The sequence below is a fragment of the Phyllobacterium zundukense genome (assembly GCF_002764115.1).
In the GTDB taxonomy this organism is placed as follows: Bacteria; Pseudomonadota; Alphaproteobacteria; order Rhizobiales; family Rhizobiaceae; genus Phyllobacterium; species Phyllobacterium zundukense.
Window position 1 is genome coordinate 3214628 of the sequence record NZ_CP017940.1, and the last position, 20479, is coordinate 3235106.

Consider the following 20479-nt stretch of genomic DNA (forward strand, 5'->3'; position numbering starts at 1 on the left):
CCTCGATTTTCCGATCTTTGCCGAAGGATACGACGAGGAAATGAGAGAATTTGACCTAATCAGCTCAGTATCGCACAATGATGGGTGAATTATTGTCAAATTTGGAGGATTTCGAGTGGCATCACCTCAATTGAGCGACTTTGAAATCAAGATGCTGCAGATTCTGCAGAGCAATGGACGCGTTGCCGTAACGGACCTCGCACAAATGATCGGCCTGTCGGCAACGCCCTGTGCGCGCCGGTTCGAACAGCTGCAGGAAAGCGGCGTCATCAAGGGTTTCGCCGCTACCATCGACAGGCGGTCGATCGGGCTGATGGTCGAAGTCTTCGTGCAGGTTCGCCTCAACACCCATAGCGACGACTCGCCCGAGCGCTTCATCGCCGAGATCCAGCGCATGGACGAGGTTTCATCGTGCTGGACCATGACCGGCGAGCACGATTTCCTGTTGCACGTCATGGTGCCTACCGTCGACGACCTCAACGATTTCGTCATGCACCGGCTGATGCGGCTGAAGGGTGTACGCGATGTGCACACCCAGCTTGTGCTGCAAAACATCAAGGGGCCAGGTAGAATCCCCCTCGATCATCTCAAAAGGTGATCAGGGAACAATCAGCGTCCCCGCACCACGTTCGGTGAAGAGTTCGAGCAGGACCGAATGCGGCGTCTTGCCGTTGAGGATCACCACGCCCTCGACGCCGCGATTGATCGCGTCGATGCAGGTCTCCACCTTCGGGATCATGCCGCCGGAGATCGTGCCGTCCTTGATCAGGGCGCGAGCCTGACTGACGGAGAGCTCCTTGATCAATTCCTTGTTCTTGTCCAGCACACCCGGCACGTCGGTCAGGAACAGAAGCCGCGAGGCCGCAAGCGCGCCCGCGATAGCGCCGGCAAAGGTATCGGCATTGATATTATAGGTATGGCCGTCACGCCCAGGAGCAACCGGCGCGATGACGGGGATCATCTCCGAGCGGGCAAGAAGGTCGAGCAGGGTGCGATCAACTTCCACCGGCTCACCGACAAAGCCCAGATCGACAATCTTTTCGATGTTGGAATCGGGATCTATGACGGTCTTCTTGGCCTTTTCGGCAAAAACCATATTGCCGTCCTTGCCGCACAGGCCGATCGCCCATTCGCCTTCGGCATTGATGAGGGCGACGATTTCCTTGTTGATCGAACCGGCGAGAACCATCTCGACGATTTCAAGCGTCTTCGCATCGGTAACGCGCAGGCCGCCCTCGAATTTCGATTCGATACCCATGCGCGCCAGCATCGAGGCAATCTGCGGACCGCCGCCATGAACGACGATGGGATTGATGCCGGACTGCTTCAGAAGCGCGATGTCGCGGGCAAATGCCTTGCCCAGAGCCGCATCACCCATGGCGTGTCCGCCATATTTCACGACCACGGTCTTGTTTTCATAGCGCTGCATGAAAGGCAGAGCTGCGGAAAGCAGACTTGCCTGGATTTCGGCGGTTTGGTCGGCATCGGACATGGATACGCAAGCTCCGGCTTGGGAAGGACGGGGGGTTCTTATCGCTAATGACGGTTTCGGGCAAACATGATTTAGCCTGTTCGCCAACGTTTTTGTCATCGCGCCATTGACAGCGCAACCTGTCGCCAGATTTAAATTGCGCAAACAAGATGCTGGAAACGCCATTAGCATGACGCCTGAAGGCATATCGGAGTTGATCTCGCGTGTCTCGCTTCGAGACCGGGCGGCTTTCGATGTGCTCTACGCCTCCACCAGCGCGAAACTTTTTGGTGTCTGTCTGCGTATCTTGGGTAACCGGACGGAAGCAGAAGACGCGCTGCAGGATATCTACGTCAAGATATGGAACAAGGCAGATCGATTTGCCGTCGCCAATACCAGCCCGATTTCCTGGCTGGTCGCGATTGCCCGCAATCACTGCATCGATGTGCTGCGCGCGCGCAAGCCTGCTGCAGCCGAGCTGGACCAGGCCGTAGACGTTGCCGAGCCGTCACCCAATCCCGAACAGTCCGCGATGGCTGCCGGCGAAGCGCGGCGCCTACATGATTGCCTTGGTCAGCTGGAGCCAGTGCGGGCTGATGCCGTTCGGGGCGCTTATCTGAATGGCGACAGTTACGAGGCATTGGCAAGCCGCTACAATGTGCCTTTGAATACGATGAGAACCTGGCTGCGCCGCAGCCTGTTAAAACTGAAGGAATGCCTGGAGGGATGAGCTCGATACCACCCGACGACACAATCCCGGAAGGCGACGATCTCGTCGCCGCCGAATATGTGCTGGGCGTGCTTCCCGAACCGCAGCGGCGCGAAGTTGCGCGCCGTATCGAAACGGACAAGTCTTTCGCCCGCCTTGTCGCGCGTTGGCAGGAACATTTCGATCCGCTGAATGACCAGTTCGCTCCGGCCACAGCGCCGCATTATCTGAAAGGCGCGATAGATCATCGCCTGTTTGGAACGGAAACATCTCTGCCCAGCATCCCGTTATGGAGCAGCGTCAATTTCTGGCGCGGCCTCGCATTTGCCACCCTCGCCCTCGCCGTCATTGGTTTTGGCCGCGATCTGATCGAGCCTAGCACACCGAAACCTCAACTGGTTGCGTCCCTGGAGGCAGCAGGAAGTCCGGTCCGTACCCTGGCGATCTATGACGATCCGACGAAAAAACTGAAAATGACACTGGTTTCCGGCGACATTCCGCAGGACAAGTCACTTGAACTATGGTTGATCGCCGGCAACGAGGCCCCGGTTTCACTCGGCCTGCTAAAGTCGCCGCAAGTGACCGAATTTGATCTACCACAGGCTGTTGCTACGAAACTGCGTGACGGTACAACGCTGGCCATTTCGGTCGAGCCCATTGGCGGCTCGCCGAGCGGAGCACCGACGGGAGCTGTGGTCGCTGCCGGAACCGTTCGCGGTATCTAGAAAACTCTCAAAATAAAAACTGAACCAGGCTGAAACTTAAATCTGCAGCCTTCCGTATCTTCGCTGACCTCATCCGAGGGGAAACAAACAGTGGAGATAGAGATGTTAAACAAATCACTTCGCCTGATTGCGCTTTCAACCGTCCTGATTGCCGGCGCAGCTTTTGCCAAGAACCCGACCGTGGGCGGTGCCCCGATGTATGCGAACAAGAACATCATCGAAAATGCGGTGAACTCGAAGGATCACACGACGCTGGTTGCCGCAGTCAAGGCAGCTGGCCTTGTCCAGACCCTTGAGGGCAAGGGACCGTTCACGGTGTTCGCCCCGACCAATGAAGCCTTTGCGGCACTGCCCAAGGGCACAGTGGAGACTCTTCTCAAGCCGGAAAACAAGGACAAACTGACCAAGATCCTGACCTGTCATGTGGTCGCCGCTGATGCCTCCGCCAAAACCATCATGAAGATGGTGGATGACGACGAAGGCGCCCATCCGGTCAAGACTGTTGGCGGCTGCGTCTGGACCGCCAAGTACAAGGGCAAGAAGCTCACTCTCACCGATGAAAACGGCACCGTCGCCAATGTGACGATTGCCGACGTCAAGCAGTCGAACGGCGTCATCCACGTCATCGACAAGGTTCTTCTGCCAAAAATGTAAATCGGGAAACTTGCCTGATTGCGCAGACGGGCATCTGCGCACTTGCCCCGTGTGATCCATCGATAACCCGGATCATGCGGGGCCTTTTTATGCCTGCCTGCTATTCCTCGAGAAGCAAGGCGATGGCAGCGCGCAACTCGTCCAGCCCTGCGCCCTTTTCGGACGACGTGGCCAAAATCACCGGATAGGCGGCGGCGCGCTTCTTGATGGCCTGCGCCGTTTCTTCCATGAGGCGCGGCACGCCCGCGGCCTTGATCTTGTCGATCTTGGTCAGGACAATCTGATAGGATACGGCAGCACGATCCAGAAGATCCAGCACCTCGGCATCGTTCTTCTTCACGCCGTGGCGGGCATCGATGAGCAGGTACACGCGCTTGAGCGTCGTCCGGCCCCGCAGATAATCGAAAACAAGCCGTGTCCAGGCATCGACCTGTTCCTTCGGCGCTTCGGCAAAGCCGTATCCCGGCATGTCGACGACCGCGAGCGGGGGGAGATCTCCATTTTCGCCGGAATGACCCTCCGGAACGAAATAGTTGAGTTCCTGCGTCCGCCCTGGAGTGTTGGATGTACGGGCCAAGCCCTTCTGACCGATGATGGCATTGATCAGCGAGGATTTACCGACATTGGACCGGCCGGCGAAGGCTATTTCGAGCGGCCCTTCGGGTGGCAGGAACTTCATGGCGGGAACGCCGCGGATGAATACCCAGCCCTGCGCGAAGAGCAACCTGCCCGTCTCGATCAGCCTGTTTGTCGTTTCCTGCGCTTCGCTCAATTTTTCTTCCGTCCGTTTCTCGGCATGTCGCGTACGACCTGCAATCAATGTTTATCGACACCTTGTCAACCGCCGTAAAACGAAAGCCCCCGGTCAGGCCGGGGGCTTTTGTTACTCAATGGGCAACCGGGGAACCCGTTTATTCAGCCGGCTTGGGCTTTTTCTTGAACATTCCCGCCAGGTTGTCCCACAACTCGACCTTCACGCCCTGGCGCTTCATGATGATGCCCTGCTGAGTGATCGACAGCGTGTTGTTCCACGCCCAGTAGATGACCAGACCGGCCGGGAAGCTCGACAGCATGAATGTGAAGATCAGCGGCATCCAGTTGAAGATCATCTGCTGCGTCGGATCTGGCGGTGTCGGGTTCATGCGCATCTGCAGGAACATCGTCACGCCCATGATCAACGGCCAGACACCGATCATCAGGTAGGCTGGAACGGCCCAGGGCAACAGACCGAAGAGGTTGAACACCGATGTCGGATCGGGTGCAGCCAGATCCTGAATCCAGCCAAAGAACGGCGCATGGCGCATTTCGATGGTAACATAGAGAACCTTGTACAGCGCGAAGAAAACCGGGATCTGAATCAGGATCGGCCAGCAACCGGCGATCGGATTGATCTTCTCCGTCTTGTACAGCTCCATCATCGCCTGCTGCTGCTTTACTTTGTCATCCGCATATTTCTCGCGGATTTCAGTCATCTTCGGCTGAACCAGCTTCATGCGGGCCATGGAAGCATAGGACTTGTTGGCAAGCGGGAAGAAAACAGCCTTGAGGAGAACGGTCACGACCAGGATGGCCACGCCGAAATTGCCGATGGCCTTGTAGAGCCAGTCGATCAGGTAAAACATTGGCTTGGTGATGAAATAGAACCAGCCCCAGTCGATCAGCAATTCGAACTGACGAATGTTGCGTTCCTTTTCATAGGCATTGATCTTGCCGACTTCCTTGGCTCCGGCAAAGATGAGGTTCTCGATCGTTGCCGACTGGCCCGGCTCGATGGTCGTCGGATCGGACAGGTAGTCGCTCTGGAAACGTGGACGGCCGTCTTCGAAATAGGACATGCGCGCCTGGAATGGCTTGGCGGTCGAAGGAATGAGCGTCGCCGCCCAGTATTTGTCGGTAATGCCAATCCAGCCGCCCGTTGTTGCCTTTGGCGGCGAGACTTCCTTTTCCTTCTCGATCGCGGCGAAGGTATATTCCTGAAGACCGTCATCGCCAACCACGCCGATCGGACCTTCATGCAGGACATAGGTGCTCGCATGCAGAGGCTTCGAGAAGCGTGTGACGCGGCCGTATGAGGCAAGCGAAATAGGCGCAGCGGTCGCATTGGTCACCGCGTCCTTGACGGTGAACATGTAATTGTCATCGACGCTGAACGTGCGCTTGAAGATAAGGCCCTTCTCATTGGTGAAGGTCAGCGTAACAGGCGTAGACGGCGTCAATGTATTGTTGCCTTCGACGGTCCAGACTGTCGCCGGGCCGGGAACCGTGCCTGTCAGGTCATTGCCGGTGAAACCGATCTCGGCGAAATAGCCGTCGGCCAGCGGTGCCGGACTCAACAACTGGATATTCGGCGAATTGTCGTCGACCGTCTCGTGATATTCCTTCAGCTGCAAATCATCGAGGCGTGCGCCCGTCAGGCTGATGGAGCCGCGAAGGCTCGGCGTATCGATCTTGACGCGGCTCGACTGGCCAAGGGCAGCAGCGCGGGTCAGGCTGCCTGACTGGGCAGCGTCCTGCGACTGGCCGGGAATATTGGCGCCGGGCGTTGCCGGCGTCGACGCTGGCAGGTTCGTCGTTCCATCAGCAGTCGTTCCCGCAGGCGTGCTCGCCTGCCCGTCAACGCGCGTCTGTCCTTGCCGCGTGGCCTCGATCTGGGCCTGTTCGCGCTGCGCTTCGATCTTAGGGTTCATGTAGAACACCTGCCAAAGCGTCAGGATCACAATGGACAAGGCAATGGTGATAAAGAAATTACGGTTCGTTTCCATTGTCAGTCCTTGGGTCGGGTCGTGCCGCGCCGCTTAAGGCTTCGTCGAACGCCGAGTCTGTGTTTTCTTGGAAACCCGTTTCGAGAGTTCCCGGGTCAGGTCCGCAAACGGCGCATTGAGCGCGTCGCGGCGAGCAACGATCACATAGTCGGTTCCAGGCTGCATGTCATCTGCAACATTGACGCGTACAGCCTCTCGGAGGCGACGCTTGATGCGATTGCGGATAACAGCATTTCCGTTCTTTTTGGTGACCGTGAAACCAACGCGCGGCGGACCATCCTGATCCTCCCGTTCCTTGATTTCCAGGAGGAAAAAAACACCGCGGCGCTTTTCTCCAGCCCGAACAGCCAAAAACTCCGCTCTCTTACGAAGGCGGAGTGGCTTTTGCTCATTCATTTTGTAGTGCCAACCGCACGGACCCGTGCGGACTGCCTTATGCCGACAACCGCTTGCGACCGCGAGCGCGACGCGCTGCAATAACCTTGCGGCCGCCTGCCGTTGCCATGCGGGCGCGGAACCCGTGACGACGTGCGCGGACAAGTTTGGATGGCTGATAAGTACGCTTCATTTGTTAAATACCGCGGTGTGCGGCCCTTCTTGTGGTCTGTTCTTTGACAGGAGCATATCAGGACCGCCATTAGCGCATAAGAATACGCCGCCGGGGCGGTCAACCCGGACGTGCGCGGCTTATAGAGGGCTGATGCCGATAAGTCAATTGATTGACGTGATTCAAAAACAGGCAAAATTGGGCAACTGATTAGAGCCTTTCTTGCCACCTTCCGCGTCGACCGTCTCGCCATCCGAGAAACAGAATTGCTTCTATCCAGGCAAGAAAGGCTCTATTGTGCCGGGAAAGCGTTTGACTTACATCAAATGCCTGTGGAGTACAAATGACGGCAACTCAGCAAAAGCCAGAAAAGACCGACATGCAGCTGCATGCCGGCAGGCGTTTGCCGGTTCTGAAGCGTCTCTCCGGCAAGTTGCTGCGCCTCACGCTCCTGTTCGGCCTGTTGGCTGAAGTGATGATTTTCGTACCCACAATGGCCGACATGCGCATACGCTGGCTCTCGGACCGGCTTAACACCGTCGCAGCGGCCAGCGTCGTTCTTGCCGCGAGCGACGACAAGGACATCCCGCAATCTGTGCAGGATGACGTGCTGCTCGCAACCGGCACGAAAGCGATCGCGCTGCGCGAGAAAGGCGCATCCCGTCTTCTGGCCGTTTCCGAAATGCCTTCGAAGGTCGACAAACACATCGATATCACGGTGACCGATCCGGTCACCGTGATTCGTGATGCCTTCGATACCCTGATCAATGGCGGACACCGCGTCATCCGGGTCTATGGTCCGGTTGGCGATACCGGAAAAATCATTGAATTGCTGACATCCGATGCGCCCTTGCGCAATGCGATGCTGCGCTATGCCCGAAATGTCGCTTTGATCTCACTGTTCATTTCGCTGATCACTGCGAGCCTCGTGTTTCTCGCCATCAGCCGCCTGCTCATCCGCCCCATCCAGCGCATGAGTGCCAACATGCTGGCTTTTGCGCAAGCGCCCGATGACCCGCAGAAGATCATCAAGCCGGAGCAGCGCGAGGATGAACTTGGCATTGCCCAGCGCGAGCTGGCCGATATGCAGCGCCAATTGCAGCGTACACTTTCGGAACAGAAACACCTCGCCGATCTCGGCCTCGCGGTGTCCAAGATCAATCACGACATGCGCAATATTCTGGCATCCGCCCAGCTCATGTCCGATCATCTCGCCAACACCAACGATCCGGCGATCCAGCGTTTCGTGCCGAAACTGGTGCGTACGATCGACCGCGCCATCAATTATTCGCAGACAGTTCTCGCCTATGGCGGCACACAGGAAGCGCCACCGCAGCGCCGCCGCGTGAAGCTGCGCACCGTTGTCAGCGACGTCGAGGAGATGCTCGATCTTGATGCCAAGATGGGGCTCGATACAAAATCCGGGATAGATTTCAAAAACCTTGTGCCGGAATCCTTCGAGATCGATGTCGATCCCGATCAGTTTTTCCGCATTATCTCCAATCTCTGCCGCAATTCGGTCCAGGCGATGAGCGGCGACTCGCGAAGCGACCCATCGGTCGTCAAGCGGTTGACAATTACAGCGGGACAGATCGGCACCACTTCAATTATCGGCGTCGAGGATACCGGGCCGGGTCTGCCACCGAAGGCGCGCGAGAATCTGTTCACAGCCTTCAAAGGCTCGGCCCGCTCTGGCGGCACGGGTCTCGGACTTGCCATTGTTCATGAACTTGTTCGCGCCCATGGGGGGACCATTGAATTGCGTGAGAACGAAGGAGCAGGAACCAGTTTTGAGATCCGCATCCCCGACCAGCCGGTTTCGCTGGCCGAATGGCGTTCACGCCGGGATTCGATGTCTTGATATGAAATTCTCCAGCAATGGCTGATTACCTCCCTACCTATTGGCCGCAAATTTTCTTTGTGCTGTCGATCGTCCTCGGCGTGCCAGCAGCAGTTCACGCAACGATGACCAAGGAAGAGGTGCGCGCCGCCATCGGATGGGTCGGCGTGATCATCCTGTCGCCCGTGATCGGCGCGGTGATCTATGCAGTCGCTGGCATCAACCGCATCAGGCGCTCCTCGATCTCATCGCAACGCGCTTTCCTGCACGAGATCGGTCAGGACCACCTGATGCGTTTCGACGCGAGCGAGCAGCATGTCCTCGCGCATTTCGAGAAGCGCTTTGTCGCCATGAAGACACTTGGCGATCGGGTAAGCCGATGCCGGCTCACGACCGGCAATGAAATTGTCATGCTGCAAAGCGGCGATGGCGCTTATTGCGCGATGCTTGAGGCGATCGCTGCTGCAAAGCGCAGCATCCTCGTCGAGACCTACATCTTCGACCGCGACAAGATCGGGCTGCGTATAGCCGACGCGCTGATAGCGGCCGTCAGACGCGGCGTCCAGGTTCGGGTGCTCATCGATGCCGTAGGCGCCCGCTATTCGATTCCCAGCATTGTGGGCTACCTCGCCAAGGGCGGTGTCCCGGTGGATGTGTTCAATGGCAACATCATCATGGGCCTGCGTCTGCCCTATGCGAATCTCCGAACCCACCGCAAGATTCTGATCGTGGACGGTACAGTCGCCTTCACCGGCGGCATGAATATCCGCGCCGGTTTTTCGGCAGAGATTGTGGGAGAAGACAATGCGCGCGACACGCATTTCCGCCTCACCGGTCCTATCGTCACGGATCTGTTCCACATTGCCTCGGAAGATTGGCGATTCACCACCAAGGAGGTCCTTTCGGGCGAGCGCTGGCTCATCGGCCCGCAGGAGAAGCACGCAGGCGAACCGGTTTTCATCCGCGCCATCCCGTCCGGGCCTGACAGGAGCCTTGAAGCCAATCACCGCATGCTGATGGGGGCTTTCTCCATCGCCCAGACTCGCATCCGCATCATGTCGCCCTATTTCCTGCCGGACCGGGAGTTGATCAGCGCGATCGTTACGGCTGCACGCCGCGGGGTGGAGGTCGATATCGTTGTCCCTGCGATCAATAATCTAAAACTCGTCGATCGCGCCATGACCGCCCAGTTCGACCAGATACTCAAGGGCCACTGCCGTATCTGGCGTGCCAGCGGCAATTTCAATCATTCAAAATTGCTGGCGATCGACGGCTTGTGGGCTTATGTCGGCTCGTCCAACCTCGATCCGCGTTCCCTGCGGCTGAATTTTGAGGTGGATCTCGAGGTCATGGATGCGCAATTCGCTTCCGAAGTGGAGGGCCTCGTCGAACAGGCGATGGCATCGGCCAAACCGGTTCTCTTGCAAAGCCTGCGCGCACGCTCGTTCTGGGTGCGCCTGCTCGACCGGATTATCTGGCTAGGATCGCCCTATCTCTGACGCCCGTCTCAGTCAAAGCCGACTTCAGGTTGACATGAGCCTTGATCGGCAAATGGTCGGAAGCCACACGAGCCAAAGGCGTATCGTGAACCTCGATAGCCGTGACAAGGCTGTGCGGATGGCCGAGAACGCGGTCAAGCGCCAATACGGGAAAACGTGACGGGAAGCTCGGCACAGCATTCTTCGCCGGATCGAAAACCGGATGCAAAAAGTGCAGCGAAGAGCCTTTGCCCACACGCCACTCGTTCAAATCACCCAGCAGCAAGGTCGGGCGCGACGGGTCGGCATGGACAGCTCTCAAGATAGCTTCCGACTGCTGTTGCCGGGAATGCCGGAGCAATCCGAGATGGGCAGCAATGATACGCAGAGGCCCGGCGTCAAGGTCAATGTCGACCACCAGGGCGCCGCGCGGTTCAAGACCCGGGAGCCCGAGCTGCTGCACACGGCGAACGACACCCTCGCGAAACAGCAACAGATTGCCATGCCAGCCATGGCCTTTCGGATAAAGCGATGTCACTGGAACGGGAACAAGACTGTTTTCACGATGCAGGCGGGCGAGATCAAGAAGTCCCGATCTTTCGCCAAAACGCTTGTCGGCTTCCTGGATCGCAATGACGTCCGCGCCAATCTCGCCAATGACATGGGCGATACGGTCGGGGTCGAACTTCTTGTCGATGCCTACGCATTTGTGAACGTTGTAGGACGCGATCAGCAAATCATCGCGCACGATTCGGGTAACGCCAGTCGGGCGTTTGTTGCGGTTCCTGACCGCGGCGAGAATGCTGGCGGAGACGCTCGGTCTGGTGTGCCGCATCGGCTTCTTGCTGTCCATTTCCTAGAGATATGCCGGGAGCCGTAGAATGGCAAGCGATTGCGAAGGTCGGGTTAACGCGGCGGCAGCGCATCAGGTTAGCCTATTGTCGGGCTAGCGCGCATCCCTCAAGAGTCATAGTTTTATTTGAACGGTCAATCTATTAACGGCCTGAGAACTGTAACCATGTCGGTCATTCACAATGAGCGCACCAAGTTGCTTGCAAATTCAATCGACCGAGCCTCGACCTCTTGCGTGACAGTTGGGGTTCTAGCTCCTAGTGCCGCCGCCATTTACACCGCGCCGGGGACCTTTGTCTCATCCTCGATTTTTTTGATTGGGACTGGGATTTGGCTTTTCGCGGCAATAGCACTACATTTGGCGGCACGAAGAACCTTAAGCGGATTAAAGCAATGAACGGCATTCAGCTATTCGCTTTTGTTATCCTCCCGCTTGCACTCGCTGCAGGTGGATGGCTGATTGTGCTGTTAAACGAACGCCACAACCGGCGATAAGTCTCAAAACCTGTTCCCGACCAGATGGGCCAGTTGCGCGCCGACCTCGTAATAGCCTTCGCGGAGTGTCCGCAAGCCTTGTTCCTTTGGTTGGGTCACCGGAAGCGGTAAATCCGCGTCGGTGATCTTGCCGACAATATGCTCGGCGAGGATGCGGCCAAACACGGTGCCCGGCGCGATGCCGCGGCCATTATAACCGCTGAAGCTGATGATCTTCGGCGCCAGCGTGTGGAACCTCGGCAGGTTGTCGCTGGTCATGCCGATTTGGCCATACCAGCCTGCTTCGAATGACACATCCTTGATCTGCGGGAAAAGCTTGCGAATGGATCGCGCCGCCCAGGCCTTGTGAACAGGCATGCCGGTACCGCGCAAAGCACCGACGCTGCCGAAAACCAGCCGTCCCGCCTTGTCCATACGGAAGGAACTCAGGATCTCCTTCGTGTCCCAGCCACCCTGACGTTCCGGCAGGATTGTATTTCTGACGACCTCAGGCAGCGGGGCCGTGGCGAAATTGAAATAGGGCAGATGCAGCAGTTCCGACCGCAGCTCCGGCCAGGGCGATGTTGTGTAGGCGTTGGTGGCGACCACCACCCATTCAGCTGATACCGTGCCCGACGGCGTGCGCACGATCCAGCGATTGCCGGCGCGTTCCGTTGCGGTCATCGGCGTTCCGGTATGGATGGCAGCACCGGCGCCCAGTGCCGCCGTTGACAGCCCGCGGACATAGCCGAGCGGCTGGATCGTCCCAGCCCGGTTGTCGAGCAGTGAAGCTGAATAGGCCGTAGAGCCGACCTTTGTCGCGGTTTCCCTCGCATCAAGCAGGCGTACCGCTGCCCCGCGCGAAAGCCATTGTTCGGCTCTTTGTTCGAGTTGTTTCACCCCGTCACTGCCAACCGCGCAATGCAAGGTGCCGTTGCGTTCCAGTTCGCAATCGATCTTGTGCCTGTCGACAAGGTTGAACACCGACTGAGGTGCATTGCCCAGCAGTTCCAGAAGGCGTTCCCCGTGAACCTGCCCCAGGACGCCCGGCAGATCATTGGGCATGACCCACATGCCCGCATTGACGAGACCAACATTGCGGCCAGAACCACCAAACCCGATCTCGACCGCATCGACAACGGCAACCTTGGTCCCGGCTTCCGCCAAATGCAGAGCCGCCGACAATCCGGTGAAGCCAGCGCCGATGACCGCAACATCGACGGAAATATCGCCCTGCAATCGCTCCGTCTTGGGTGCAGGCGGCGCTGTCTTTTCCCACAAGCCATGGGAGCGTTCATCATTCAGCATGGGATCACCGTCGTGGGTCGGACCGGCAGCAACCGGCGCATCAAGTCAATTGTCGTTATAGGGCGCGATTTTGCCAGCGGAAATGAAATTCCTCGAAGACATGATGCGATTAGCGAATGACCGGTGCGACCGTCTGCCTGTCAGTGACCTGATCGGCAATCCAGCTAAAGAAGCTCTGCGCCAGCGGATTTTCCTTCTTATGATCCGGCACAACGAGATAATAGCTGTTTTCGGTTTGGAGCGGCTGGTCAAAGAGCACCAGCAACCGCCCCGATGCGAGCTCCTGCTCGATCAGATAGCGCGGCAACAAGGCAAAGCCGAGCCCGGCCAGGGCTGCCTCGATCACCATGGAAAAGTGCTCGAAGCGATGTCCCTTGTAAGGACTGACGATATCCGCCTGTACTGTCTCGAACCAGGTGGCCCACGCCTTGGGCCGCGTCGAAAGATGAAGAAGCGGCGCCGAGTTTGCCAGTTCACCGGGTGTCCTGACCGGATTTGCCGCGCAAAGATCCGGGCTCCCGACCGGCACGATCAATTCGCTGCAGAGATAAGTGCATGTCGCGTGCGCCCAGACCGGCTGGCCATAGTGGATGGCTAGATCGAAGGGCTCCTCCTCGAAATCGAAAGGCTGTGACCTCGACGCGACGCTTAGCGCCATTTCCGGATGGCGGCGCAGAAAATCAGGAAGCCTTGGCATCAGCCAGCGGCTGCCAAAGGTCGGCAAGGTGGCGATGCTTAGCGAGGATGCGGATTGCGATGCCGCCATGGCGCGCAGCATGGTCTCCTCGGTGAGACCAAGCAAACGGCGCACTTCGGGAAGGAATTTCTGACCGGCATCGGACAATACCACGCGTTGCCGAACGCGCTCAAACAACAGGACCCCGATCTGGCTTTCGAGTTCGCTCATCTGGCGGCTGACGGCGCTCTGGGTCAGGTTGAGCTCCTTCGCCGCCTGGGTGAAACTGCCATGCCGCGCAGCACACTCGAACGTCTGCAAAATATCGATGTCAGGGATCAGGCGCCGAGTTAACTTCATTCTTGTCTCGCATCAACCCAGTATGAATCATCGCAATCCGCAGGCTGGTTTCCCATCTATAATCCAGATTGAGCATGACAGCACAAAAATTTGCTGTCGTAATAACAAATCGGAATATTACTCAATGAACGCAGCTACGTTTATCTCGACAGACGTGATCCGGGCGTCATTTTCGGCGGCCATGTCGTCCATGTACCGAACCGAGGTCCCCGCCTACGGAACGCTTTTGTCGCTGGTCGCCAAGGTGAATGCGCAGACTCTGGCCGCCTCGCCGGAACTGAGGCACCGGCTGGAACAGACCGACACGCTGGACCGAATTTCGGAAGAGCGCCACGGCGCGATCCGTGTCGGCACTCCAGCCGAACTCGCAATGCTGCGCCGGGTCTTTGCGGTCATGGGCATGTATCCGGTCGGTTATTACGATCTGAGCGAAGCCGGCGTTCCGGTACACTCCACCGCTTTCCGTCCTGTGGGTGACGCGGCACTTAAGATCAATCCATTCCGCGTCTTCACCTCGCTGTTGCGGCTTGATCTGATTGCAGACGCCGAACTGCGCGAAGAAGCGCGCAAGACGCTGCAGGCGCGGCAGATATTTTCGCCCAAGGCAATTTCCCTCGTCGAAAAGGCGGAGGCTCAAGGCGGGCTTGAACTGGACGACGCCGCACTTTTCGTGAAGGAAATCCTCGCGACATTCCGCTGGCATGATCAGGCAAGCGTCAGCGGCGACCTTTACCGCCGGCTGCACGATGCTCACCGGCTGATCGCCGACGTCGTGTCCTTCAAGGGACCGCATATCAACCATCTGACGCCGCGCACGCTCGACATCGATGCGGTGCAGGATCTGATGCCGGCCTACGGCATTTCACCGAAGGCCGTGATCGAAGGCCCTCCCACGCGCGCTTGTCCTATCCTCCTGCGCCAGACATCGTTCAAGGCACTGGAAGAAAGTGTGTCGTTCCGCAATGCTCAAGGTGAGTGGGAAACCGGCTCGCATACGGCCCGGTTCGGCGAGATCGAGCAGCGCGGCGTTGCCCTCACACCCAAGGGCCGGGCGCTCTATGACCGCCTCCTGACTGAATCGCGCAAAGTGGTCCGCCCCGCCCCGGACGGGTCCAACGCCGATGCCTACATCGCAGCTCTCACCGACGCCTTCAAAGCCTTTCCGGATGACTGGGACAGAATCCGCAAGCAGGGCCTCGGCTACTTCCGGTACACGCCAGTCCCGACTTTCCCGCAAAGCGGCCTGTCCGCCCGTGATACTTGCGATATCGAGGCACTTGTGGCGCTCGGCGCTGTCCGGTTCGACCCGATCGTCTATGAGGACTTTCTTCCTGTCAGCGCCGCCGGTATTTTCCAATCCAATCTTGGCGACGATGACAGCCAGAAGTTTACGGCCAGCCCGAGCCAGCGGGAGTTCGAAACTGATCTCGGCACGCCGGTGCTCGATGAATTCGCGCATTATGAGGGCCTGCAAAAGGCCTCGATCGAACGCTGCCGGCAGCATTTCAAACCCGTCGCGCTCGCAAGCTGAAGCGCGGCTGTATCAAAAATCCGTACCGGCTGATAAAAACCGGTCAACGATCAGGCCTTGGGCCACTTGGCCAAACAGGCAAGCACAAAGGGAAGCAAGATGACCATTGCTCAAGAAGTTAAAGCACTCCTTTCCAAGCTGGGTGTGAACGAAGCCGCCTACACGGGCGGAACAATGCCTTCATTCAGCCCGGTGAGCGGCGAGAAAATCGCCGATATCGCCGTTCATTCCGCTGATGATACGGCTAAGGCCATCGAGAAGGCCGCAGGCGCATTCCGCGAGTGGCGACTGGTTCCCGCGCCGAAGCGCGGCGAACTCGTGCGCTTGTTCGGCGAGGAACTGCGGGCGCTGAAGAGCGAACTTGGCCGTCTCGTCTCCATCGAAGCCGGCAAGATCCCGTCCGAAGGTCTCGGCGAAGTGCAGGAGATGATCGACATCTGCGATTTCGCCGTCGGCCTGTCACGCCAGCTCTACGGCCTCACCATTGCAACGGAACGCCCCGGCCATCGCATGATGGAGACCTGGCATCCGCTCGGTGTCGTTGGCGTTATCTCCGCCTTCAATTTCCCGGTTGCCGTATGGTCGTGGAACACGGCACTGGCACTCGTCTGCGGCAATGCCGTTGTCTGGAAACCATCGGAAAAGACGCCGCTTACCGCCCTTGCCTGCCAGGCGATCTTTGACCGCGCCGCAGCCCGTTTCGGCGACGTTCCCGCAGGTCTTGCTCAGGTTCTGATGGGTGATCGTACAGTGGGTGAAGCTCTCGTCGATCATCCCAAGGTTGCGCTCGTTTCGGCAACCGGCTCGACCCGCATGGGCCGCGAGGTCGGACCGCGTCTCGCCAAGCGTTTCGCCCGTTCTATCCTTGAACTCGGCGGCAACAATGCAGGCATCGTCTGCCCCTCCGCCGATCTTGATATGGCGCTGCGCGCCATTGCCTTCGGTGCCATGGGTACGGCTGGTCAGCGCTGCACGACGCTCCGCCGTCTCTTCGTGCACGAGAGTGTCTATGACACGCTGGTTCCACGCCTGAAGAAGGCCTATGAGAGCGTCACCGTCGGCAGTCCGCTGGAGACAGCGGCACTGGTCGGTCCGCTCATCGACAAGGCAGCCTTTGATAACATGCAGAACGCCTTGGCTGCGGCCCGTGACCACGGCGGCAAGGTGACCGGCGGCGCCCGCGTCGATACCGGTCATGACAAAGCCTACTATGTCCGCCCGGCTCTCGTCGAGATGCCGAAGCAGGACGGTCCGGTGACGGAAGAAACCTTCGCGCCCATCCTCTATGTCATGAAGTACAGCAATTTCGACAAGGCGATCGCCGACCACAATGCCGTCGGCGCCGGTCTCTCGTCCTCGATCTTCACGCTTAACCTGCAGGAGGCCGAGCGCTTCCTCAGCCCGGACGGTTCGGATTGCGGCATAGCCAATGTCAATATCGGCACGTCCGGTGCGGAAATCGGCGGCGCCTTTGGCGGCGAGAAGGAAACCGGCGGCGGACGCGAATCGGGCTCCGATGCGTGGAAGGCCTATATGCGCCGCGCCACCAATACGGTGAACTATTCCTCGGCACTTCCGCTTGCGCAGGGTGTTTCTTTCGACATCGAGTGATCTCCGGATTAATCCAATGCCGTTCCCGGTGAGGCTACCGGGAACGGCACCTCTGTTGCGAATATTCGCTCTCGTGAACTTTTGTATCTTCCTACAATATTTCCGTACAAACCTGCAATAAAAAGTCATATTTCCTTTGTTTACTTCATTCCTATTTATACCTGCAAATATAATTCCCTTAAGCTGGCCTTAACAGATCAAGAAATAGCATTCTTGACATTAAAAGCGGGCTACGGGGGGCTGGAATGCTGACTGTATACAATTGTATCGTCAACGAGCATGATCTCCGCCTTGTTCTTCTTGCAGCAACTGTCTGCATTTTTGCATCCTATGCAGCGGCCAATCTGCTTCGTCACGCGCGTCGCGCCATTCATAAACAATTCTGGGCCTGGGTTGTGGCTGTTGCCTTCGGCTGCGGCATATGGGCTACGCATTTCATTGCGATGCTCGCTTTTTCCCCTAACCTTCCGCATGGCTACAATGCCATGCTGACGGCTGCTTCCCTGCTGATGGCGATTGCCATGACCGGGCTCGGTGCCCTGTTTGCCGTGACCAGCGAACGCCCCAATGCGGATCTCGCGGGTGGGGCGATTATCGGTGCGGGGATCGCGGCCATGCATTTTACCGGTATGGCTGCCTTCGAGGTCGAGGGCCGCATCGTGTGGAACCCGGTCCTGGTCACTATGGCGGTCGCGCTCGGTATCGTCTTCGGCGCCGCCGCCGTCTGCGTCGCGAAGGCGGTATGGCGAACAGGATTGCGGCAACCATCCTGCTCACCCTCGCGATCTGCAGTCACCACTTCATTGCCATGGGCGCGGTTTCGATCACGCCGGATTCATCGATCACCGTTTCGTCAGGTGCAATTCCTTCTCAATTCCTCGCGGCGGCCGTCGCGTTGGGCAGCATTGTTATCCTTGTTGCCAGCCTGATCGGTGTTGGTGTCGACATACGCGGCCGCCGCCGCGCACGCGAGATTGAACGCATGCGCAAGCTGGTGAACGCAGCCGTCGAAGGTCTTGTGATCTGCGATGGCGAAACGATCGTTACCGCGAATGACAGTTTTGCCACAATGGTAGGGATGGCCAATCGCTCGCTTGTTGGAAAGTCGATCGAAACATTCTTGGCGGATCCGAATATTCGCTCCAGGCTGATGAGCGATCAGAACGACTCGATCGAGGCGGAGCTGGTTACGTCAAATGCACCGATCCCGGTCGAATTGATTGCGCGCACCATCGATTTCGGTGAAAAGCGGCATCGCGCCATCGCGGTGCGTGACCTTCGCTCCCGCAAGGAGGCAGAGGCCCATATCAGCTATCTTGCCCATCATGATGCCCTGACCGCTCTGCCAAACCGCCGAAGCTTCAACGCACGGCTCGATCAGCAAATGGCAGCGACCGACATCAATGGCGAGAATTTCGTTGCACTGCTTTGCCTCGATCTCGACCGGTTCAAGGAAGCCAACGACCTTTTCGGTCATGCGGCAGGCGACGAAATCCTGCAGCGCGTTGCCAAGACCATCAGCCAGCTCCTCGGGCAGGCCGACATGCTTGCGCGGCTGGGCGGTGATGAATTTGCTATAATCGCGCCTGGTCTCGTCACCCCAATGGCGGCGAGCCGGCTCGCCGACAGCATTCTCGACGCGCTCGAGGCGGAAAACGAAAATGCGCAAACCGGCTCGATGATATCGACCAGCATTGGCATTGCGATCTTTCCGCTCGATGGGAACGATCGCGAGACGTTGCTCAATCATGCGGACCAGGCACTTTACCGCGCCAAGGCCGAAGGCCGGAACACCTATCGTTTCTTCGAAGCGACAATGGGTATCGAAGCCAAGGAACGCAGGCTGATCGAGCAGGAACTGCGCCACGCTTTGGCCCGTAACGAAATGCGCATGGTCTATCAGCCGCAAATGCAGATCGATACCGGGGAGATCACCGGCTTCGAAGCGTTGATGCGCTGGCAAAACCCGCGCCTGGGCGATGTGCCACCAACAACGTTCATTCCCATTGCCGAAGAAAGCGGCGTTATCCTTCAATTGGGTGAGTGGGCGCTCGTTGTCGCCTGCCAGGAGGCGGCCAGCTGGGAGAGACCGTTGACCGTGGCGGTAAATGTTTCAGCGGTACAGCTCTATAGTCACGACTTTCCGCAGCGGGTACACAGCGTCCTGTTGCAGACGGGCCTTCAGCCACAGCGGCTGGAGCTTGAGATCACCGAGACTTCCCTGATCAAGGATACCAACCGGGCACTTTCTACATTGCGCCAGTTGAAATCACTTGGCGTGCGCATTGCCATGGACGATTTCGGCACAGGCTATTCATCGCTGTCGAACGTCCGGGCTTTTCCTTTCGACATGATCAAGATCGATCGATCTTTCATCAAGTCGGTCGATAAGAACGAACAGGCAGCAGCCATCGTCAAGGCCGTTCTCGGGCTTGGACGCGGGCTCGGCTTGCCAGTCCTTGCCGAAGGCATCGAGACGCCCGACGAGCTCAAATTCCTGGCGGGCGAACTATGCACGGCGGGACAAGGGTTCTATCTGGGCGAGCCAGCTTCGATGGACGCCTTCCGGCACCTGATCAGCGATCAGGGCCGGACAGCAGGCGAGCCCCTCGCCACCACACCCGCATTCGTTCGCCAAGGCATTCGCAGTCGACCGAGGTGACGTAAAGCCTGCCTCTGCCAGCTATTTTACAAAGGCTTTCGTCAGACCCATTGTCCGGTCCACGATCATGACCACAGCCAGCGTCATCAGGATCAGAAGGACCGAAACACTTGCTACCAGCGGATCAGCCTGGCTCTCGACATGATGGAATAGTTCAACGGGCAGCGTGGTCATTCTCGGGCCCGTCAGGAACAGCGTGATCACCACTTCATCGAAGGAAACGAGGAAACACAGTGCGGTCGCCGCAACGATGCCCGGCGCCATCATCGGCAGGGTAACCCTCCGGAAGATAACCAATGGTTTGGCACCGAGCGAGGAAGCCGCCTCCTCGCAGGCAAGATTGAGATTGCCGAGCGATACGGACAGTACCCGCAACGCATAGGGAAGCGTGATCACGAGATGGCCGATGACCAGTCCCGTGAATGTCGCCAGGAAACCTATCGAAGCGAAAATGATCAGGATGGCGAGGCCAAGAACGATCGTCGGCAATAGCAATGGCACGGTGAACAGGTTGAACAGGAACTCCGATCCCGTGACCTTCAGCCTGACGATCGCATAGGATGCGGGAATGGCGATGATCAGCGACAGGATCGTGACGACGGTTGCAAGGCCAAGACTGGTCAGGAACGCCGACATCATCACCTTGTTTTCGAGCAAAGCTTCATACCAGCGCAGTGACCATGAACTCGGCGGAAAAGCGAGAACCTGGTCGCCACTGAAGGATATCGGGAATACGAGCAGCACCGGCGCCAGAAGAAACAGGAACAGGACGGTTACGGTCACCCGCATGAACCAGGAGGTGGGATTTTCTTCCATTAC

At 58.1% G+C, this 20479-nt stretch carries 19 protein-coding genes; 10 read left to right on the forward strand and 9 right to left on the reverse strand.

Going from position 1 to position 20479, the window contains the following annotated elements; translation table 11 throughout:
- Positions 1-151 precede the first annotated feature (151 nt).
- Positions 152-598, forward strand: a complete 447-nt coding sequence (locus BLM14_RS16130) for an Lrp/AsnC family transcriptional regulator (RefSeq protein ID WP_237143559.1) — start codon at positions 152-154, stop codon at positions 596-598.
- Here the strand turns inward: BLM14_RS16130 and argB are convergent, their stop codons facing one another.
- Positions 599-1492 carry an acetylglutamate kinase gene (gene argB, locus BLM14_RS16135; RefSeq protein WP_100000327.1) on the reverse strand — a complete coding sequence of 298 codons (894 nt, stop codon included), beginning with the start codon at positions 1490-1492 and terminating at the stop codon, positions 599-601.
- A gap of 169 nt (positions 1493-1661) precedes the next feature.
- On the opposite strand from argB, the gene BLM14_RS16140 reads away from it, so the two are divergent.
- From BLM14_RS16140 to BLM14_RS16150, 3 genes are all read left to right on the forward strand, one after another.
- A complete protein-coding gene (locus BLM14_RS16140; RefSeq protein WP_100000328.1) occupies positions 1662-2201 on the forward strand; it encodes a sigma-70 family RNA polymerase sigma factor in 540 nt (179 codons plus the stop codon).
- The gene (locus BLM14_RS16145) at positions 2198-2905 is read left to right on the forward strand and encodes an anti-sigma factor (protein WP_157929545.1); all 708 of its coding nucleotides are present in this window, start codon (positions 2198-2200) and stop codon (positions 2903-2905) included. Before BLM14_RS16140 ends, BLM14_RS16145 begins: the two co-directional genes overlap by 4 nt.
- A gap of 102 nt (positions 2906-3007) precedes the next feature.
- Positions 3008-3559, forward strand: coding sequence for a fasciclin domain-containing protein (locus BLM14_RS16150; protein ID WP_100000330.1), 552 nt, complete (start codon positions 3008-3010; stop codon positions 3557-3559).
- Between the two features lie 100 nt (positions 3560-3659).
- On the opposite strand, the gene yihA is transcribed toward BLM14_RS16150, so the two are convergent.
- The 4 genes from yihA to rpmH form a co-directional block, all read right to left on the reverse strand.
- The gene (yihA, locus tag BLM14_RS16155) at positions 3660-4331 is read right to left on the reverse strand and encodes a ribosome biogenesis GTP-binding protein YihA/YsxC (protein ID WP_100000331.1); all 672 of its coding nucleotides are present in this window, start codon (positions 4329-4331) and stop codon (positions 3660-3662) included.
- Positions 4332-4470: 139 nt separating this feature from the next.
- Positions 4471-6321 (reverse strand): membrane protein insertase YidC, encoded by a 1851-nt coding sequence (yidC, locus tag BLM14_RS16160; RefSeq protein ID WP_100000332.1) that lies wholly within the window; start codon positions 6319-6321, stop codon positions 4471-4473.
- 33 nt (positions 6322-6354) lie between these two features.
- Positions 6355-6717: a ribonuclease P protein component gene (gene rnpA / locus BLM14_RS16165; protein ID WP_100000333.1), complete on the reverse strand. Its 363-nt coding sequence runs from the start codon at positions 6715-6717 to the stop codon at positions 6355-6357.
- Between the two features lie 37 nt (positions 6718-6754).
- Positions 6755-6889, reverse strand: coding sequence for a 50S ribosomal protein L34 (gene rpmH, locus BLM14_RS16170; RefSeq protein ID WP_040853797.1), 135 nt, complete (start codon positions 6887-6889; stop codon positions 6755-6757).
- Between the two features lie 322 nt (positions 6890-7211).
- On the opposite strand from rpmH, the gene BLM14_RS16175 reads away from it, so the two are divergent.
- Together BLM14_RS16175 and BLM14_RS16180 are read left to right on the forward strand one after the other, a co-directional pair.
- On the forward strand, positions 7212-8729 hold the full coding sequence (locus BLM14_RS16175; protein WP_100000334.1) for a sensor histidine kinase: 1518 nt from the start codon (positions 7212-7214) through the stop codon (positions 8727-8729).
- 17 nt (positions 8730-8746) lie between these two features.
- Positions 8747-10207: a phospholipase D-like domain-containing protein gene (locus tag BLM14_RS16180; protein ID WP_100000335.1), complete on the forward strand. Its 1461-nt coding sequence runs from the start codon at positions 8747-8749 to the stop codon at positions 10205-10207.
- Here the strand turns inward: BLM14_RS16180 and BLM14_RS16185 are convergent.
- The 3 genes from BLM14_RS16185 to BLM14_RS16200 form a co-directional block, all read right to left on the reverse strand.
- The gene (locus BLM14_RS16185) at positions 10179-11021 is read right to left on the reverse strand and encodes an endonuclease/exonuclease/phosphatase family protein (RefSeq protein ID WP_100001402.1); all 843 of its coding nucleotides are present in this window, start codon (positions 11019-11021) and stop codon (positions 10179-10181) included. The genes BLM14_RS16180 and BLM14_RS16185 overlap by 29 nt on opposite strands.
- A gap of 515 nt (positions 11022-11536) precedes the next feature.
- Positions 11537-12820, reverse strand: a complete 1284-nt coding sequence (locus BLM14_RS16195) for an NAD(P)/FAD-dependent oxidoreductase (RefSeq protein ID WP_100000337.1) — start codon at positions 12818-12820, stop codon at positions 11537-11539.
- A 109-nt stretch (positions 12821-12929) separates the two neighbouring features.
- Complete coding sequence (locus BLM14_RS16200) at positions 12930-13856, reverse strand: LysR family transcriptional regulator (RefSeq protein ID WP_100000338.1); 927 nt, start codon at positions 13854-13856, stop codon at positions 12930-12932.
- Between the two features lie 124 nt (positions 13857-13980).
- On the opposite strand from BLM14_RS16200, the gene hglS reads away from it, so the two are divergent.
- The 4 genes from hglS (at position 13981) to BLM14_RS16215 (ending at position 19660) form a co-directional block, all read left to right on the forward strand.
- The gene (gene hglS / locus BLM14_RS16205; protein WP_100000339.1) at positions 13981-15387 is read left to right on the forward strand and encodes a 2-oxoadipate dioxygenase/decarboxylase HglS; all 1407 of its coding nucleotides are present in this window, start codon (positions 13981-13983) and stop codon (positions 15385-15387) included.
- A gap of 99 nt (positions 15388-15486) precedes the next feature.
- On the forward strand, positions 15487-16998 hold the full coding sequence (gene amaB, locus BLM14_RS16210) for an L-piperidine-6-carboxylate dehydrogenase (protein WP_100000340.1): 1512 nt from the start codon (positions 15487-15489) through the stop codon (positions 16996-16998).
- A gap of 245 nt (positions 16999-17243) precedes the next feature.
- Positions 17244-17927, forward strand: coding sequence for an MHYT domain-containing protein (locus BLM14_RS31855; RefSeq protein ID WP_237143388.1), 684 nt, complete (start codon positions 17244-17246; stop codon positions 17925-17927).
- The gene (locus tag BLM14_RS16215; RefSeq protein WP_237143389.1) at positions 17894-19660 is read left to right on the forward strand and encodes a sensor domain-containing protein; all 1767 of its coding nucleotides are present in this window, start codon (positions 17894-17896) and stop codon (positions 19658-19660) included. Before BLM14_RS31855 ends, BLM14_RS16215 begins: the two co-directional genes overlap by 34 nt.
- Before the next feature lie 21 nt (positions 19661-19681).
- On the opposite strand, the gene BLM14_RS16220 is transcribed toward BLM14_RS16215, so the two are convergent.
- Positions 19682-20476: an ABC transporter permease gene (locus BLM14_RS16220; RefSeq protein ID WP_100000341.1), complete on the reverse strand. Its 795-nt coding sequence runs from the start codon at positions 20474-20476 to the stop codon at positions 19682-19684.
- Between the last annotated feature and the right edge of the window lie 3 nt (positions 20477-20479).

Coding starts and splice junctions, on each gene's coding strand:
- BLM14_RS16130 (WP_237143559.1), top strand. CDS start 152: ATGCTGCAGATTCTGCAGAGCAATGGACGCGTTGCCGTAACGGACCTC.
- argB (WP_100000327.1), bottom strand. CDS start 1,492: ATGTCCGATGCCGACCAAACCGCCGAAATCCAGGCAAGTCTGCTTTCC.
- BLM14_RS16140 (WP_100000328.1), top strand. CDS start 1,662: ATGACGCCTGAAGGCATATCGGAGTTGATCTCGCGTGTCTCGCTTCGA.
- BLM14_RS16145 (WP_157929545.1), top strand. CDS start 2,198: ATGAGCTCGATACCACCCGACGACACAATCCCGGAAGGCGACGATCTC.
- BLM14_RS16150 (WP_100000330.1), top strand. CDS start 3,008: ATGTTAAACAAATCACTTCGCCTGATTGCGCTTTCAACCGTCCTGATT.
- yidC (WP_100000332.1), bottom strand. CDS start 6,321: ATGGAAACGAACCGTAATTTCTTTATCACCATTGCCTTGTCCATTGTG.
- rnpA (WP_100000333.1), bottom strand. CDS start 6,717: ATGAATGAGCAAAAGCCACTCCGCCTTCGTAAGAGAGCGGAGTTTTTG.
- rpmH (WP_040853797.1), bottom strand. CDS start 6,889: ATGAAGCGTACTTATCAGCCATCCAAACTTGTCCGCGCACGTCGTCAC.
- BLM14_RS16175 (WP_100000334.1), top strand. CDS start 7,212: ATGACGGCAACTCAGCAAAAGCCAGAAAAGACCGACATGCAGCTGCAT.
- BLM14_RS16180 (WP_100000335.1), top strand. CDS start 8,747: ATGGCTGATTACCTCCCTACCTATTGGCCGCAAATTTTCTTTGTGCTG.
- BLM14_RS16185 (WP_100001402.1), bottom strand. CDS start 11,021: ATGCGGCACACCAGACCGAGCGTCTCCGCCAGCATTCTCGCCGCGGTC.
- BLM14_RS16195 (WP_100000337.1), bottom strand. CDS start 12,820: ATGCTGAATGATGAACGCTCCCATGGCTTGTGGGAAAAGACAGCGCCG.
- BLM14_RS16200 (WP_100000338.1), bottom strand. CDS start 13,856: ATGAAGTTAACTCGGCGCCTGATCCCTGACATCGATATTTTGCAGACG.
- hglS (WP_100000339.1), top strand. CDS start 13,981: ATGAACGCAGCTACGTTTATCTCGACAGACGTGATCCGGGCGTCATTT.
- amaB (WP_100000340.1), top strand. CDS start 15,487: ATGACCATTGCTCAAGAAGTTAAAGCACTCCTTTCCAAGCTGGGTGTG.
- BLM14_RS31855 (WP_237143388.1), top strand. CDS start 17,244: ATGCTGACTGTATACAATTGTATCGTCAACGAGCATGATCTCCGCCTT.
- BLM14_RS16220 (WP_100000341.1), bottom strand. CDS start 20,476: ATGGAAGAAAATCCCACCTCCTGGTTCATGCGGGTGACCGTAACCGTC.